Below are 16,107 nucleotides of genomic sequence, written 5' to 3'. Positions count from 1 at the left end.
AGTAGAGCAACCTAGTGTAACAAAGTCTTGCATAGAGTATCTTATTGACCTTTAATGGTTTTAGTTGCAAGTTAGACTCGGCACACGGATTCTTCGCTTTGTAACATGCGAGTTACATTGTGGAAGTAAGGTTAAATTTTGTACGAATGTTGGCCGGCTCATCTCAAGTGGTATGCTTGCACTATAATGACAGAACTGATCAAAACCTTTCATTATGAGCGTCAATGTTTCAAGGACTAGACGGTGTGAAAGGGACGAGAACGTTTAGGACTCATCTTAAATAAATGCTAAGTCGAGAGTGAATGTTAATGGAGAAACAGCACTATAAGTTACTACTGGTGGAGGGCGTGCAGCAACCTCCCAGCATTGTTCGAACGTTTTTGGAACAATGCCAGAAAACAGACTTTTCGACTGAAGTCGCGATTGGTTTTCACGAATCTGTCGCGCGGCTAATGCATGAATCTTATGATATGGTCTTGCTTGATATGTCCGTAGATGGGCTTATTGCGACGGACTTTCTCAAGCATGCGAACATTGTGGGCTTTGAAACGCCCGTGATCGTATTGAATGATAACCGCTGTACAAAAGAGGTCTCGGAATTGGAAGAGGCCTTGCTTCAACTCGGTGCTTCTGACTTTATTCCTCAATCTGAACTCACTCGTGGGTTGCTCGAACGCAGCATTCGTCATGTTGTTGAGCGAAAACACATCGAAACGCAAATTGCACAACTTCTCAAGAGAGACCCGCTTACAGGGTTAGGAAATCGGCTGATCTTCGAAGAGCATGCCGAGTTGGCCATCGCGAGAGCGAGACGTAATGCGCATCAGATCGCTGTGATCTTCATGGATTTGGATCGCTTTAAACAAGTCAACGATTCACTAGGGCATCACGTCGGCGACTTGTTGCTTACCTTGATCTCTCAGCGCCTAGACCGTTCCATTCGAAAGAGTGATGTCGTTGCACGTATTGGTGGCGACGAATTTGTCCTATTGTTAGATAACATTGATCGACCTGATAATGGCAGTTTAATTGCCGCCAAAATTTTGCATGCCGTTACCCGCCCTGCCGTAATTGGAGAACACTCGATACAAGTCAGCGCGAGCATGGGGATTGCGATGTATCCTCAGCACGGACAAAACTGCACAGAGTTGATGCAAAAAGCCGACATGGCGCTTTATGAATGTAAGCAGCAGTTGGATCAGCACTTTCTGATGTTTAACGAGCGTATGCAAGAAAAATTAAAGCATATCATGACGTTAGAGCGCGAGCTGAACCAAGCGGTCGAGATGGAAGCGTTTGAGTTATATTATCAGCCTAAAATTGATTTGAAGAGCGAACTCATTACTGGCGTAGAAGCTCTAGTGCGCTGGCCTATGCCGGATGGTTCGATTCGTATGCCGGGTGATTTTATACCCGAAGCCGTGCGTACCGGTGCGATTATCCCGATCGGCGAATGGGCGCTGGAAACCGCATGCAAACAAATTGCGCAGTGGCGTGATTTAGGGGCTCGAATCCCTATCGCTGTTAATATCTCCCCTCGACATTTAAAGCTGCCTGAATTTACGGATCGATTATTGGAGAAAGTGGGGCGTTATAATATTGACCCCGGCCTGCTTGAGTTAGAGCTAACAGAAGAAGCCTTGGTCGAAACGGGCGCGAGCAATATCTTTATTCTTCAAGAGATCCGAAATGCAGGCGTGAAAATTGCCATTGATGACTTTGGGACGGGCTATTCGTCGATGCGTTATTTAAAAGTCTTACCCATTGATTGTGTGAAGATTGATAAAACCTTTATTTCGGGTGGAGAGGGTAATGACCTATCTGATCCAACGATTATCGAAGCCATTGTGTTTCTTGCAAAAGGCCTGTCTTTAGATGTGGTCGCAGAAGGTGTTGAGACCGAAGCGCAAAAAAATGCGCTGGCCGAAATAGGATGTGACAAAGCACAGGGGTTTGTCATTAGCCCTCCGATCCCCTCTCGATTATTGAATCAATTGCTGTTTCCAAGTTCAGCACTGACTTAATGTCGGGGTAGCAACAGTTTGGCTTCTAGCCCTTTTTTAGGACGGTTGCTAAGAGATACTTCGCCACCGTGCGCTCGTGCAATATTACGAGCAATACTCAATCCTAGCCCCATGCCTGTTGGATGATGCCCTGAATGTTCTGGCACGAGTCGAGTGTAGGGCTGAAATACTTTATCGATCTTATCGAGCGGGATCCCTGGCCCTTTATCGCAGATACGAATGCACAAGGTGTCTTCCGTATCTTCGATAAAAATTTCTGCGGTGTTGCCATAGTAAAGCGCATTGTCTATTAAGTTGCCTAGACAACGTTTGATTGCTAATGGTTTACCAACATAAGGGTGCTGTAACTGACCAAAGACTTGTACTTTGGTGATGTGTATATTGGCCGAGCTTTGTATGTCTTTTAACAGTCTTTCTAGATCTAGTTCGACGCGATTTTCATGAATATCGGTTTCTTTTACGCTCTGAAGAGCGCCTTTTACCAGCATGTCTAAATCTTCTAAATCTCGCACCATGGCGTCTCTTGCTTCGTCTTCATCCAGCATTTCTGCTCGTAAACGTAAACGTGTAATAGGGGTTTTTAGGTCGTGTGAAATCGAGGCAAACAGCCGCTCTCTATCATCTACGTAGCGTTGTATGCGTTTTTGCATGTCGTTAAAAGCATGAGCTGTTTTTCGGACTTCGAGTGCGCCATCTTCTTTTAAGGGTTTCCAGTCGCCTTTACCAAATTGTTCAGCCGCATGAGCGAGCAAAGCAAGTGGTCGAGTCGTTCGTCGAATGAACAATAGAGTGAGCAGCAAAACGGTAATCACCGACGCGGTCAATGAAAATAAGCGATCGGCGGTCAGTAGCGACGACTCATCGAGAAAATAGGGCGCAGGCATGAGGCTCGCTAAATACAACCATTCGGACTCACTGACTTGTATTTGGATGATGACAATAGGTGGCGTAAGCGGCTTCATCATTAAACTATGATGGCCCCAACGTTCGGGTAAATCCGACAGTTTGGTTTGGTTATTAATAACGCGTAGATTGTCTGGGCTGGAAAAGGAGATGTCGGCGGTATGAATGCCGAGCTGTCGGGACAGGGTATTGTGGATTTCATCTTTTACGATGCGCTTAAGTTTTGACTCCGGAAGCGCATCAATGGTGATGTATTCTTTGTTAAGCGTGACAAAAAAGCGTGTGCCACCCATGTCCTGTAATTGGTCTATGACAATATGACGATAGTTTTGGGGCAGAGAGCTAAAGTAGCTGACGGTTGCCGCAATACGAAACGCCATATGAGTTGAGACTTCTTGAACGTTTTTCTCGGTGTCTGCTTGAAGTTGGCGCAACCAAATGGCAGAACTGACCAACTGTGCACTTGCGACACCGAACGCCATGATGATGAGAATTTGTCCGGTTAAGGACTGAGACCAGCGTTTGAGGCGGCTATTCAGCAAGTTCATCGAATGTCTCGACGGTCGCGGTCATGATGTACCCTTCACCCCTTACTGTTTTGATGAGTTGAGGGTGACGAGCGTCTTCTTTTAGTCGTTGTCTAAGTCGGCTGACGTGTACGTCGATAAAGCGGTCAAGCGGCGCGCTGTCTCGGCCTCGGGTGTTTTCGGCAATGTAATCTCGGCTTAGAACGGCTCCGGGGCTGGCTAAGAACAGCATGAGTAAGTTGAAATCGGCGCCTGTAAGCGCCTCTTTACTGTCTTCGTGGTGTAACTCTCTAGACAGGGTATCGAGCGTAAACTGTGCGAACTGATAGTAACGGCTGGCTTTTGCTTTTTCTTGTTCTTCCTTTATCGGGTCATTGGGTTCTATTCGACGTAGGATAGCCTTCATCCTCGCCAGTAGCTCTCTTGGATTAAAAGGCTTGGCGAGATAATCGTCGGCCCCAATTTCCAAACCAATAATACGATCCATTTCGTCGGAGTTCGCGGTCAGCATAATAACCGGTACTTCAGATTGTGTTCTTAAGGCACGACAGACGGCGAAGCCATCTTGGCCAGGTAACATGACGTCTAATATGACCAATTCCACGTTTAAGTCAGCATGGAAATCCTCTAGAAATGCCTCGCCTGATTCCGCGGTTAACACCTGAAATTGATGTCGTTCAAGATAGGACTTTAACAACGAGCGAATATCATTGTCGTCGTCAACTACATATACATACCTTGATTTCGTCATAACGTGCCCTAGCCAATTAGGTTTCGCAAATAATACTGTAAAACCTGATCTATGATATAGAGGAGCTAAAAATAAGTGGAACTTACCATACACCTTTCTATTAAATAAATTTAGTTGATTTAATAGAAAGGTGTCCGCATAATTTTTCACCAAATTTCCGGTCAGCCTCTGAATATTTGAGACAAACAATTATGACAACAAAAATACTATCTTTCGGTGAAGCGTTAATCGACTTCCTTTCCAATGGCGCGATTAAAAAGGGCGAATTAGAGACCTTTACAAAGTTCCCCGGTGGCGCGCCTGCCAATGTGGCTGTTGCTGCGGCGTTGCTGGGTGGCGACAGTCATTTTGTTGGGCAAGTGGGCGACGATGCTTTTGGCCATTTCTTAAAAGACGAACTTGAAGGTTACGGCGTTAAAACCGATTCAATGCTCATGACAAGTGACGCCAAAACGGCGCTGGCATTTGTTAGCTTGGACGAAACGGGTGAGCGCAGCTTCGAGTTCTACCGCAATCCGTCAGCGGATATGCTGTTTAAAAGTGAGGATTTTTCGTCTGCTTGGTTCGAAAGTGCTAAAGGGGTCTTTCATACCTGTTCTAACACATTAACGGATGAAAACATTACAGCGGCGACCATGACGGGCATTGAGCTTGCGAAAGCGGCGAATTGGGTGGTCAGCATTGACGTGAATCTACGCACGAACTTGTGGCCAAACAATACCGTTGATACAGCACGCGTGATTACGTGGATGCAAACGGCAGACGTAGTAAAAGCAAGTCTTGAGGAGCTCAGTGTCTTGGCTTCCGATCCCTATGCCTTAATTCAAGAATCGCTTGAAAAAGGGGTCGCTGTCTTTGTTCTGACCGATGGCGGTAACCCGGTCAGATATTACACATCGACCGATAAGGGCGAGGTGCAAACACCTAAAGTGGATGTGAAAGATACAACCGCAGCAGGTGACGCGTTTGTTGGCGGTTTGCTGTATCAACTGGCAGAACAAGGCGGTGATCGTGCTTCGGTTCAGTCATTAAGTCAGGCGCAATTGCATAACATTGTTCGCTTTGCGGTAGCCTGTGGTGCTGATTCTGTCACGCGTTTAGGGGCATATCCCTCTTTACCGAATTTAGAGCAAGTTGAAGCGCGCTTGACTCAAACCTAAACGATCACACGCATTCTCGATTACAATCAAAACCATCACAGCGAATTTCATTCGCAGTGATGGTTTTTTTATGCCTCTTAAAACGATTAAGCGCTCTTTAAGAGACTTTTAAGCGCTAAGCTCGTTTAGAATAGATGATCGATAAATGGTCTTTTTGGTCAAAAGTGACGACGACGCGATTGTTTGAATATTAGTCAAAAAGGATTTCTGATCGCCACTTTTGCCTGAATTGTGTTCATTTTTGGTTGTTTTATAAGCGAATTATCTGTTTTTCGAGGTGGTTAGCCGTCTAATATTGTACTGTGATAGATTAAAATTAAGACAAATTTAAGAGCGAGTTCTGCTTGATGTAGTGAGATTGATTGACAATAATTCTAAGTCATCTTAATGCATAAAGACGATGTGTTAAGGTTTTACATAAACCTATCCCCAGCTGATAATAACAACAAGGTTTTGCGCTCTAGTGCATGAAGCCGATTTGAGGAGTGAAGATGAAAAAGCGTCTCGTGTCTGCAGCGATTGCAGCAACTCTAAGTGTCCCTTTCTCCTATGCGGACGGTCACGATGGTTTGATTTTCGAACCAGGACAAGATTCCCGTTTCCATTGGTCTAGCTATGAAGATCTAAAGTCAGTTGACCTTTCTGGTCAGTCATTGACTGTATTTGGCCCTTGGCTAGGCTCAGAAAAAGAGCGTTTCGACAAAGTGATTGCGTACTTTTCTGAAGCGACAGGTGCAAAAGTAAGCTACGCGGGTTCTGACTCGTTTGAGCAACAAATTGTGATTGATGCTCAAGCTGGCAGTGCTCCAAACATTTCGATATTCCCACAACCGGGCTTGGCTTCGGATCTGGCGGCAAAAGGTTTGCTAACCCCACTTGATGCTGAAGATGAAGCAGCGGTTAAAAAAGACTATGCTGCTGGGCAGTCGTGGGTCGATCTTGCTTCTTTTAAAGACCAGAATGGTGAAAAAGAATTCTACGGTGTTTTTTACCGTGCTGACCTGAAATCATTGGTGTGGTACTCGCCTGATAACTTCTACGACGCAGGCTATGACGTGCCGCAGTCTATGGAAGACCTAAAGTCGTTGACTGAACAAATCGTTGCTGATGGCGGTACGCCATGGTGTATTGGTTTGGGTTCTGGTGCTGCGACGGGCTGGCCTGCAACCGATTGGGTTGAAGACTTAATGCTTCGTACACAACCTGCTGATGTTTACGACCAGTGGGTATCCAATACCGTGAAATTTGACGATCCACGTGTTGTTGGGGCGATCGAGGAATTTGGTTGGTTTGCACGTAATGATGCGTTCGTAGATGGTGGTACTAAAGCCGTTGCTGCGACGGATTTCCGTGACAGTCCTAAAGGCTTATTCGCGTCTCCGCCAAAATGTTACTTCCATCGTCAAGCCTCGTTTGCTCCTGCATTCTTCCCTGAAGGTGTCGAGCTTGGCATTGATGCAGACTTCTTCTACTTCCCATCGTACGCCTCTAAAGACTTAGGTAATCCTGTCTTGGGTGCTGGTACTTTGGTCAGTATCACAAACGATTCTGAAGCCGCTCGTGAATTCATCGACTTCATTCGTTCTCCTATTGCGCACGAACTTTGGATGGCTCAAACCGGCTTCTTGAGTGCTCACTTGGGTGCTAACCCTGAGTTGTACGCAACAGAGACAGCTAAGAAGCAAGGTGAAATTCTGCGTTACGCGACGACGTTCCGTTTCGATGCATCCGATCTTATGCCAGGTAAAATTGGTGCCGGTGCATTCTGGACTGGAATGGTCAATTACGCCGACGGCGAAAGCGCTGAAGACGTAGCGAAAGACATCCAAAAAACTTGGGATGCTCTTAAGTAATAAGGCTCTAAAAAAGTATAAAGCGTCAGACTTTCGTGGTCTGACGCTTTATTTTTAGTCGCCTTAAAAGTATCGACAGACGATCGAATACTCACTTTTTGTGACTCCACGTAATCAAACATTGTAAAACGGAGGCTCTATGGGACAGCTCGCTATAGCGTTTTTGACCATGACCCTAGGTGTCCTTGCTTGTGCCGGCTACTTTTATGGCTCAAATGCACTCTTGGACATCCTCTTTCCATCGAAAAACCGCCCAGCGAACGTGGTTGCCCGCAACCTACGTATTGTGAATCAGGTTCGCCCCTGGTTGTTTTTAGGGCCTGCTCTATTGCTATTGGTTTTTTATCTGTTTTATCCAGTAGTACAGTCAGCCATTTTATCTTTATATGGAAGAACGGGCGAAGAATTTGTGGGATTAGCCAACTATGCTTGGCTGTTCCAGAGCGGTGAATTTTTAGAATCGTTCCGCAACAATATGTTGTGGTTGATTGTTGTGCCGACCTTGTCGACTTTCTTCGGTTTGATCATCGCAACGATGACGGATCGTATCTGGTGGGGCAACATCGCGAAAAGTTTGATTTTTATGCCGATGGCGATCTCTTTCATCGGCGCGTCGATCATTTGGAAGTTCATCTATGAATACCGCAGTGGTGGTGATGAGCAAATTGGTCTATTAAACGCATTGGTTGTTTTCTTTGGCGGTGAGCCTCAGACATGGATTCAAATCCCATTCTGGAACAACTTTTTCCTTATGATCATTCTGATTTGGATTCAAACTGGTTTTGCGATGGTTATCCTGTCTGCCGCGTTGCGCGGTATTCCTGATGAAACCATTGAAGCGGCAGTATTGGATGGCGCGAACGGTTTCCAGATCTTCTATCGCATTATGGTGCCGCAAATCTGGGGCACGATTGCGGTGGTTTGGACCACCATAACCATATTAGTACTTAAAGTCTTTGATATCGTGTTGGCGATGACAAACGGGCAGTGGGGTACGCAAGTGCTTGCCAATCAAATGTTTAGTTGGTTGTTCCAAGGCGGTGGTGATTATGGCCGAAGTGCTGTTATTGCTTTGGTTATCATGGTGTTGGTTGTGCCTATCATGATTTGGAACATTAGAAATGCCAATGCTGAAATGGAGGGCCGTTAATCATGGTAACGTCTAAAAAAGGCTCTGCGTTGAACATGGTCGTACATGCGACCGTGCTTTTCTTGGTCATTATGTGGACCATTCCGACGGCTGGGTTGTTTATCTCATCCATTCGGGATAAAGATCAGCTTTCGGTTTCTGGCTGGTGGACGGCTTTGTCTTCTTCTGAGCAGAAAAAGGTCTATCGTACGCCCAGTGCCGAAGCAGAAATACGCGAAAATGACCTTTATATTCTTCGAGGTAACCTACTAGAAGGTGGCCCAGGTGAAGTCATTAAGTTCGGTATTAGCTCATTAAAGCCGGAAGCGTTTGAACCCGGTACAGAGACGAAGAACCGACGTGGTGTCACATTCAATGTGATGGCAAACGGCGATTACGAATTAAGCTCTGATAAATCATTCCGCCGCGGTGTCCGTATTTTTTATACGGCAGAAACACCGCCACGTTTCACGTTAGATAACTATCGAACCGTCTTAAGTTCCGAAGGGTTAGGACAGTCGTTTATAAACTCTCTGACGGTGACGATTCCAGCAACGATTATTCCGATATTGATTGCGGCGTTTGCGGCGTATGCACTTGCTTGGATGAAATTCCCGGGGCGTGCGTTGTTGATTGCAGGTGTCGTTGGATTGTTGGTGGTACCTCTGCAAATGTCTCTGATTCCTTTGCTTTCTGTTTACAGCAAAATTGGGGCGTTCTTCGGGGTGGAAGCGAAAGGCTACGTCGGGATATGGCTCGCTCATACTGGTTTTGGTTTGCCGCTGGCGATTTATTTGCTACGCAACTACATTTCTGGATTGCCAAGTGAAATCATCGAATCGGCACGGGTAGATGGTGCGTCCGATTTCGTTATCTTTCGTAAAATCATTTTGCCATTGTCATTTCCGGCTTTAGCGTCGTTCGCTATCTTCCAGTTCCTTTGGGTATGGAATGATTTGTTGATCGCGACGGTTTTCCTAGGGAACACCGAGGAAAGCCTGGTACTGACAGGCCGTTTGCGTGAACTGCTTGGATCGCGCGGTGGCAACTGGGAGATCCTGACGGCATCCGCCTTCATCACGATTATTATCCCGCTGTTAGTATTCTTTGGCCTGCAACGTTATTTGGTTCGCGGTCTGTTAGCGGGTTCTGTTAAGTAGTAAAACAGCAAAAAATAACTGAATGCCTTCCACGTCTCAACATTTTATATAATTGACTGGAAGGTATGACGCTCACTGTGAGCGACAACGGAGTAAGATTAAGATGGCAAATGTAAAATTAACCAACGTAAAGAAAGTCTACTCGAATAATGTCGAAGTCATGCGCGACATTAACTTAGATATTAAGCAAGGCGAATTCATTGTATTCGTTGGTCCATCCGGTTGTGGTAAGTCCACACTTTTACGCATGATCTCAGGGTTGGAAGAAATTTCGTCTGGTACATTGGAAATTGATGGTCAAAATGTGACCGATGTTCCGCCTTCTCTACGTGGTGTAGCAATGGTTTTCCAAAGTTATGCCCTGTACCCACACATGACGGTGTATGACAATATGGCGTTTAGCCTTCAGATTGCGAAGGTGAATAAAAAAGAAGTCGACGCTCAAGTACGTCGTGCTGCGGAAATGTTGCAGTTAACGCCTTTCCTTGATCGTCTGCCAAAAGCACTGTCAGGCGGACAACGTCAGCGCGTAGCGATTGGTCGAGCGATTGTTCGTCGTCCTAAAGTATTCTTGTTCGATGAACCGCTTTCTAACCTTGATGCGGCGTTACGTGTTGCGACGCGTATGGAAATCGCGAACTTAAAAGAGAGCATGCCAGACTCTACTATGATCTATGTAACACACGATCAGGTAGAGGCGATGACACTTGCGGATCGCATTGTCTTGCTGTCCGCTGGGAATATCGAGCAAGTAGGCTCTCCTCTTGAACTATATGCCAACCCAGAAAATGTATTTGTGGCGAAGTTTATTGGCTCTCCTGCTATGAATGTGATGCCATGTATGATCGAATCGACTGGCAGCAATACACAAATAAAAGTGGCGAATACCTTCTCGATTAGCACACCTATTGCTTCTCCAGAAGGCGATGCTGGCAAACCGGGTTTCTTCGGAATTCGACCTGAAGACTTAGCTCTGGCGAAAGAAGGCGAAGCCGCTCTGCTTGAAGGCGAGGTTTCTTTTGTTGAATCGCTAGGGGAAGCAACCCTTCTGTATGTGACGATTCCGGGTGTAGAAGACGCGGTTATCTCTAAGCAACAGGGTACGGTTGATATCCATAAAGGCGACACGCTGCGTTTAACCGCTGTGCCTGAAAAGCTGCACCTCTTTAATCAAGATGAGCAGTCTTATCGCTGTTTGTAATCGATACTGAGTCGTTAATTTTGAGTCGTTAATTTTTTGGAGACGGTAATGACATCCAATCTGAATTGGTGGAAAGGCGGGATTATCTATCAGATATACCCTAGAAGCTTTATGGATTCTAACGGTGATGGTGTCGGCGACCTGAAAGGGATCACGAAGAAGTTAGGTTACGTCGCTTCTTTGGGGGTCGACGCGATCTGGTTGTCGCCTATTTTTACCTCTCCAATGAAGGACTTTGGTTACGATGTCTCTGATTATCGAGATATTGACCCCATGTTTGGCTCGCTTGCCGACTTTAAAGAAATGACAGACCACGCACATGAGTTGGGTTTAAAAGTCATGATTGATCAGGTGATCAGTCACTCGTCTGACTTACATCCGTGGTTTGAAGAGAGCCGACAAGATAAAACCAACCCAAAAGCCGATTGGTATGTGTGGTCTGACCCTAAACCGGACGGCTCTCCACCAAATAACTGGTTGTCTATTTTTGGTGGCAGTGCTTGGAAATGGGACAGTCGTCGTCTTCAGTATTACTTGCATAACTTTTTGGATACTCAGCCCGATTTGAATTTCCATAACCCAGAAGTGCGTCAAGCTAACCTTGATAATATGCGCTTTTGGCTGGATCTAGGCGTTGATGGTTTCCGTTTGGATACCGTGAACTTCTATTTCCACAGTCAGGGCTTAGAAGACAATCCACCAGTGCCGCCAGGCGAGCCTAAAACCAAGGGCGCGCCAGAGGACAACCCTTATTCTTATCAGCGTCACGTATATGATTTAAGTCGTCCTGAAAACCTCGATTTTTTGAAAGATTTGCGCGCGATGATGGATGAATATCCGGGTACAACGACTGTTGGTGAAATCGGAGACGATTTCCCATTAGAGCGGATGGCAGAATACACGTCAGGTGGCGACAAGCTGCACATGGCGTATACCTTTGATTTTTTAAATAAGCCTCACTCACCAGAATACATTCGTGATGTGCTGGCGAATATGAATGAGATAGTCGGAGACGGCTGGCCATGTTGGGCGTTGTCGAATCATGATGTGGTCCGTTCGCGTACTCGTTGGGGAGCGGGAGAAGATCCGATTGCTTACCCTCTGGTTGCTATGGCACTTATTATGTCGTTACGCGGCAGTGTGTGTATGTATCAGGGAGAAGAATTAGGGCTGCCTGAAGCAGATGTTCCTTTTGAACGTATTCAGGACCCTTACGGTATTCCTTTGTGGCCCGTGTTTAAAGGTCGTGATGGCTGTCGTACTCCTATGGTTTGGGATAACACACCGTTAGGTGGTTTTTCGAATGTTGAACCTTGGCTCCCCGTTGATTCTGACCATTTACCGTTGAGTGTGGCGGAGCAAGAGAAAGATACCACAGCACTTCTGCATAAGATTCGTCAGTTTATTAAGTGGCGTCAGCAGCAGCCAATATTGGTGAACGGCTCTTTAACGCTTGAAAACGTAGAGAACGAGAAACTTGTGAGCTTTATTCGTGAGTTTGAAGGCCAACGCTGGTTAGTGGTATTGAATATGACAATGGACACCCAGACGAGTCCAGTTGCGCATGCTGTTGATCAGCTGGTAGAAGGGCACGGCTTTGATGTGTCGCTATCTGGCGACATTTTGACAGTCCCCCCTTATCAAGCCGCCTATGTTAAACTCGCTTAATTGAACTGTAACAAATGAGCGGCACGCATCGGAAGCGGCCGCTTGTTTCGTTGGCTTTATGGTTGAGAATAGTATGAAAAAGAATAGTAAAAAACTGACTCTCAAGGACGTGGCCGCCCACCTTAATGTGTCTACCGCCACAATCTCCAATGCCTTCAATCGCCCTGATCAGCTATCGGCGAACCTTCGACAGAGTATTCTTAACGAATGTGAGCAAATGGGCTACTTTGGTCCAAATGCGGCCGCGCGCAGCCTGCGTACGGGACGTACAGGCATCGTTGGTATCGTACTGTCTGATGATCTGAGCTACTCACTTACCGATCCCGTTGCTAATCAGTTTCTTAAAGGCATGGCCGAGGTACTGAGCGAAAACGATTACAATATGTTGCTCTTGTCTGCTTATGAGTCTGAGCAAGACGCGAAGTCGAGAATGCAGGCGTCGATGGTCGATGGCTTTGTCGTCTATGGTCATAAACCACAGCAGTGTAAAAACGCACCTTGGTTGGTCTCGAATAAGAACGTCATCACGGTCGACAGCTTTATTAAAGGCATGACGTCTGTCAACGTTGAAAACTCAGAAAGTGCCTACAGAATTGCTCGCCATGCTTTGTCTCATAAACCTTCCAGCGTCGCTATCATGGGACTGGCTTTGTTGGATACTGACCGTGTTTGCCGTATTCGCGAAGATGAGCTTTGGGATGCCGCCGCTTCGATCTCGATTCAACGCTTGAAGGGTTACGAAAAAGCCCTGAAAGAACACGGAATGAGTTTACCTTCCGAGCGGGTTTGGCATATTCCGGTGAACAATCATAAATTGGCGTATCAAGCTGCTCGTGAAGCACTCACGATGGCGGATCGTCCGCAATTGCTCATTTGTATGAGTGACCGAATTGCCATAGCGGCGGTCCAAGCAGCGCTTCAAATGGGCATTAGAGTGCCTGAAGAGTTGCAGGTCGTCGGTTTCGACGGGATTCCAGAAAGCGGTAACTTCCATCCTTCTATTACTACTGTCCATCAGCAAACTGTTGAGAAAGGGCGTGTCGCGGCAGAAGTGTTTCTCGGGCTTCGAGAAGAGAAGGACGTTGTTCTGGAAACAGAGATCGTGATTCGTGAAAGCTGCCCTTCCATAGAGTAAAAGGTATACGATGTTAAAACGCGCTCGGTTTCTCCCTGAGCGCGTTGTTTGTCAAACAAGTTGAAGAGTGCAAGACTCCAATAAACACACTCACCAGCTCCCATTCCACCAAGTTAGCACCCCAATAGCGATAAAAAATAGACAGGCAATGATATGCGCCTTGGCAGGGTTAAACTTGTTCATAATATGTTGCCCAGCTAAGACAACAGGGACGTTGGCAATCATCATTCCGAGTGTAGTACCTACCGTTACCAGAAATATCGATTGATAATGAGCGCCTAGCAGTACGGTCGCCACTTGTGTTTTATCACCAATTTCAGCGATGAAGAAGAGTAAAAAAGTGGCGATAAAAGCGTTGTTCTTGGTTTTCGTGTTTTCATCGTTGTTGTCTTTGTCGGGTATCAATAACCAAAGTCCGACGACGAAAAAGCTGATCGCAATGATTTTATTCATTCGATCTTCTGGAATCCAATCAGCAAGGGCTAATCCAAGCCAAGCGGATACCGCGTGATTCAGCAATGTCGCGGCTAATATGCCTAAGATGATTTGGTACTTTGATGCAAAGCGAGCGGCCAGAAAGAGAGCCAGAAGCTGCGTTTTATCGCCTATTTCAGCGAGAGCAACGGTAAAAGTGGAGGTTAGAAGCGATTCCATATAATTATAATCTTGGCGGGCATTACGACATATAAGACAAGCACTCAGGCCCGCCTTTCGAACCAAGTGTCTGTCTTAAGTCTCATCAACCGCTTTAACGATAGTGCGCTAAATTGGCTTTTCTACCATGAGCATTGAGGCTCAATTATGTTGATAGAAAACCTTCTTTTCTCATCGAATATTGAATGAAAATAAGAAAGAGATTACTCCCCTAAGATTCGGATCATCATAACTAAGTGCCTGTGAAATTGCAATTGCCCTCACCAGCTTGAGGCGAGGGCAATTGAGAGGCTTTGCTGTACTTTATTTTATTAAATGCATATCAGAACGCAGGCCTTTCCATAGGCTTACGCACATTAGTAGCATCAATAGGGTAAACGGCAATCCAATTGTGATGGCAGCTGCTTGAATCGCGGTGAGGGCTTCTGAGCCGCCACCTACGAGCAATGCAACCGCGATAACACCTTCTAATACCGCCCAGAATATACGTTGTGTCATCGGTGCGTCAGTCTTACCGCCTGCGGTGATACCGTCGATCACTAATGAACCAGAGTCAGACGAGGTGACGAAGAATACAAGCACAAGCACGATCGCAACAAAGGAAATAATGGACGTGAGAGGCAGCTGCTCAAACATTTGGAACATAGCCAGTGATGCGTCGGAAATGCCATTTGCTAACGCGCCAACGCCATTTTCCACTTGTTCAATTGCCGAACCACCGAAGATGGCCATCCAGACAATGGATACTAGTGTAGGTACAAGCAAGACCGCAATAATAAATTCGCGTACGGTACGTCCGCGAGACACGCGAGCGATAAACATGCCGACGAATGGAGACCAAGAAATCCACCAAGCCCAATAGAAGACGGTCCAACCGTGGTAGAAGGTTGTATCGTCACGACCGATCCAGTTACTTAGAGGGATAATGTTTTCAACATAGCCTACAAACAGAGTGCCAACGGAAGCTAGAATCGCGCCTGTGTTACCTACGATTAGGACAAAGATAGCAAGCAAAGCCGCAATGATCATATTGACGTTAGATAGCAACTTAACGCCGCCTTCTAAACCGCGAGCCACGGAGATAATAGCAACCGATGTCACAACCGCAATGACCACGATTTGGGTCGCTAACGTATTTGGAATTCCGAACAGGAAGTTCAAACCGCTGGTGGCTTGCTGTGCACCAAATCCCAATGACGTTGCAAGACCAAAGATGGTTGCGATCACGGATAGAATATCAATGAAGTGGCCGAGTGCGCCCCAAACTTTATCGCCAAACAACGGGTAGAAGGCTGAACGAATGGTAAGAGGTAAGCCCTTGTTGTAAGCGACAAAGGCTAAAGACAGTGCCACGACACCATAGATGGCCCAAGGGTGTAGACCCCAATGGAACATCGTTGCACCCATCGCGAGGGATTCTGCATCCGGTGTCTTCGCTTCGACATTTAACGGGGTGCCGTACCAGCCAGTGTAGTATGCGACGGGTTCTGCGACACTCCAGAACATTAGACCTATACCCATGCCCGCAGCAAATAACATACAAAACCAAGTAAGGGTCGAATGTTCTGGCGTCGCTTTGCTACCGCCTAATTTTATTTTACCTAATGGTAGAACAATCAAAGCGAGGCAAAATAGAACGAAGATATTGCCGGCAATCATGAAAAACCAATCGAAGTTATTAATCGACCAGCCGCGAGCACTGAGTAGTGTTTCTTTTGCTTCGTTTGGGAAGGCAATAGCGCCAATGATAAATACAAGTATCAGCAGGGCGCTAATACTAAAGACGGGGTTATGGACATCGAGGCCCATAAATTGGACATTGTCCTGCCCAATTTTATATTTTGTATCGTATTCTTCTCGGCCCGAGTTGGGCTTTGACTGATCCATACTTGTCTCCTTTTACGAGAGTGTTAAAACATGAGGCCGACGAGACGTTGTCGAG

The 16,107-nt window shown here is 46.3% G+C and carries 12 protein-coding genes and 1 riboswitch; of the genes, 8 read left to right on the top strand and 4 right to left on the bottom strand.

The annotated features are described in order from the left end of the window. The first annotated feature begins 308 nt into the window (after positions 1-308). On the top strand, positions 309-2,024 hold the full coding sequence (locus MARME_RS20330) for an EAL domain-containing protein (RefSeq protein WP_041649054.1): 1,716 nt from the start codon (positions 309-311) through the stop codon (positions 2,022-2,024). On the opposite strand, the gene MARME_RS20325 is transcribed toward MARME_RS20330, so the two are convergent. Both MARME_RS20325 and MARME_RS20320 read right to left on the bottom strand, forming a co-directional pair. Then, positions 2,021-3,475 carry an ATP-binding protein gene (locus MARME_RS20325; protein ID WP_013663153.1) on the bottom strand — a complete coding sequence of 485 codons (1,455 nt, stop codon included), beginning with the start codon at positions 3,473-3,475 and terminating at the stop codon, positions 2,021-2,023. The genes MARME_RS20330 and MARME_RS20325 overlap by 4 nt on opposite strands. After that, positions 3,459-4,205 (bottom strand): response regulator, encoded by a 747-nt coding sequence (locus MARME_RS20320; RefSeq protein WP_041649049.1) that lies wholly within the window; start codon positions 4,203-4,205, stop codon positions 3,459-3,461. The genes MARME_RS20325 and MARME_RS20320 overlap by 17 nt, the downstream gene beginning before the upstream one ends. A gap of 191 nt (positions 4,206-4,396) precedes the next feature. On the opposite strand from MARME_RS20320, the gene MARME_RS20315 reads away from it, so the two are divergent. The 7 genes from MARME_RS20315 (at position 4,397) to MARME_RS20285 (ending at position 13,511) form a co-directional block, all read left to right on the top strand. Beyond that, the gene (locus MARME_RS20315; protein WP_013663151.1) at positions 4,397-5,365 is read left to right on the top strand and encodes a carbohydrate kinase family protein; all 969 of its coding nucleotides are present in this window, start codon (positions 4,397-4,399) and stop codon (positions 5,363-5,365) included. A 491-nt stretch (positions 5,366-5,856) separates the two neighbouring features. Further along, entirely contained in the window at positions 5,857-7,218 is a 1,362-nt protein-coding gene (locus tag MARME_RS20310) for an ABC transporter substrate-binding protein (protein WP_013663150.1), read from the top strand. Positions 7,219-7,357: 139 nt separating this feature from the next. Further along, positions 7,358-8,368, top strand: coding sequence for a carbohydrate ABC transporter permease (locus MARME_RS20305; RefSeq protein WP_013663149.1), 1,011 nt, complete (start codon positions 7,358-7,360; stop codon positions 8,366-8,368). A gap of 2 nt (positions 8,369-8,370) precedes the next feature. Next, on the top strand, positions 8,371-9,507 hold the full coding sequence (locus tag MARME_RS20300; RefSeq protein WP_013663148.1) for a carbohydrate ABC transporter permease: 1,137 nt from the start codon (positions 8,371-8,373) through the stop codon (positions 9,505-9,507). A 103-nt stretch (positions 9,508-9,610) separates the two neighbouring features. Further along, positions 9,611-10,708: an ABC transporter ATP-binding protein gene (locus MARME_RS20295; protein WP_013663147.1), complete on the top strand. Its 1,098-nt coding sequence runs from the start codon at positions 9,611-9,613 to the stop codon at positions 10,706-10,708. A gap of 48 nt (positions 10,709-10,756) precedes the next feature. Then, positions 10,757-12,376, top strand: coding sequence for an alpha-glucosidase (locus MARME_RS20290; protein ID WP_013663146.1), 1,620 nt, complete (start codon positions 10,757-10,759; stop codon positions 12,374-12,376). 73 nt (positions 12,377-12,449) lie between these two features. After that, the gene (locus MARME_RS20285) at positions 12,450-13,511 is read left to right on the top strand and encodes a LacI family DNA-binding transcriptional regulator (RefSeq protein WP_013663145.1); all 1,062 of its coding nucleotides are present in this window, start codon (positions 12,450-12,452) and stop codon (positions 13,509-13,511) included. A 90-nt stretch (positions 13,512-13,601) separates the two neighbouring features. Here the strand turns inward: MARME_RS20285 and MARME_RS20280 are convergent, their stop codons facing one another. Both MARME_RS20280 and MARME_RS20275 read right to left on the bottom strand, forming a co-directional pair. Next, positions 13,602-14,165, bottom strand: a complete 564-nt coding sequence (locus MARME_RS20280; protein ID WP_041648044.1) for a TMEM165/GDT1 family protein — start codon at positions 14,163-14,165, stop codon at positions 13,602-13,604. A gap of 60 nt (positions 14,166-14,225) precedes the next feature. Continuing rightward, a riboswitch (yybP-ykoY riboswitch) is annotated at positions 14,226-14,389 on the bottom strand. Between the two features lie 79 nt (positions 14,390-14,468). After that, complete coding sequence (locus tag MARME_RS20275; protein ID WP_013663143.1) at positions 14,469-16,052, bottom strand: BCCT family transporter; 1,584 nt, start codon at positions 16,050-16,052, stop codon at positions 14,469-14,471. Positions 16,053-16,107: the final 55 nt, after the last annotated feature.

Origin of the sequence: Marinomonas mediterranea MMB-1 (assembly GCF_000192865.1) — a bacterium.
In the GTDB taxonomy this organism is placed as follows: domain Bacteria; phylum Pseudomonadota; class Gammaproteobacteria; order Pseudomonadales; family Marinomonadaceae; genus Marinomonas; species Marinomonas mediterranea.
The sequence above is the reverse complement of the archived record's forward strand: the minus strand, read 5'-3'. Positions and strand labels throughout refer to the sequence as shown.

Excerpts from the sequence above, each read along its gene's own strand:
- MARME_RS20310 (WP_013663150.1), top strand. The coding sequence starts at position 5,857 with ATGAAAAAGCGTCTCGTGTCTGCAGCGATTGCAGCAACTCTAAGTGTC.
- MARME_RS20275 (WP_013663143.1), bottom strand. The coding sequence starts at position 16,052 with ATGGATCAGTCAAAGCCCAACTCGGGCCGAGAAGAATACGATACAAAA.
- MARME_RS20290 (WP_013663146.1), top strand. The coding sequence starts at position 10,757 with ATGACATCCAATCTGAATTGGTGGAAAGGCGGGATTATCTATCAGATA.
- MARME_RS20295 (WP_013663147.1), top strand. The coding sequence starts at position 9,611 with ATGGCAAATGTAAAATTAACCAACGTAAAGAAAGTCTACTCGAATAAT.
- MARME_RS20315 (WP_013663151.1), top strand. The coding sequence starts at position 4,397 with ATGACAACAAAAATACTATCTTTCGGTGAAGCGTTAATCGACTTCCTT.
- MARME_RS20280 (WP_041648044.1), bottom strand. The coding sequence starts at position 14,165 with ATGGAATCGCTTCTAACCTCCACTTTTACCGTTGCTCTCGCTGAAATA.
- MARME_RS20305 (WP_013663149.1), top strand. The coding sequence starts at position 7,358 with ATGGGACAGCTCGCTATAGCGTTTTTGACCATGACCCTAGGTGTCCTT.
- MARME_RS20320 (WP_041649049.1), bottom strand. The coding sequence starts at position 4,205 with ATGACGAAATCAAGGTATGTATATGTAGTTGACGACGACAATGATATT.
- MARME_RS20300 (WP_013663148.1), top strand. The coding sequence starts at position 8,371 with ATGGTAACGTCTAAAAAAGGCTCTGCGTTGAACATGGTCGTACATGCG.
- MARME_RS20325 (WP_013663153.1), bottom strand. The coding sequence starts at position 3,475 with ATGAACTTGCTGAATAGCCGCCTCAAACGCTGGTCTCAGTCCTTAACC.
- MARME_RS20330 (WP_041649054.1), top strand. The coding sequence starts at position 309 with ATGGAGAAACAGCACTATAAGTTACTACTGGTGGAGGGCGTGCAGCAA.
- MARME_RS20285 (WP_013663145.1), top strand. The coding sequence starts at position 12,450 with ATGAAAAAGAATAGTAAAAAACTGACTCTCAAGGACGTGGCCGCCCAC.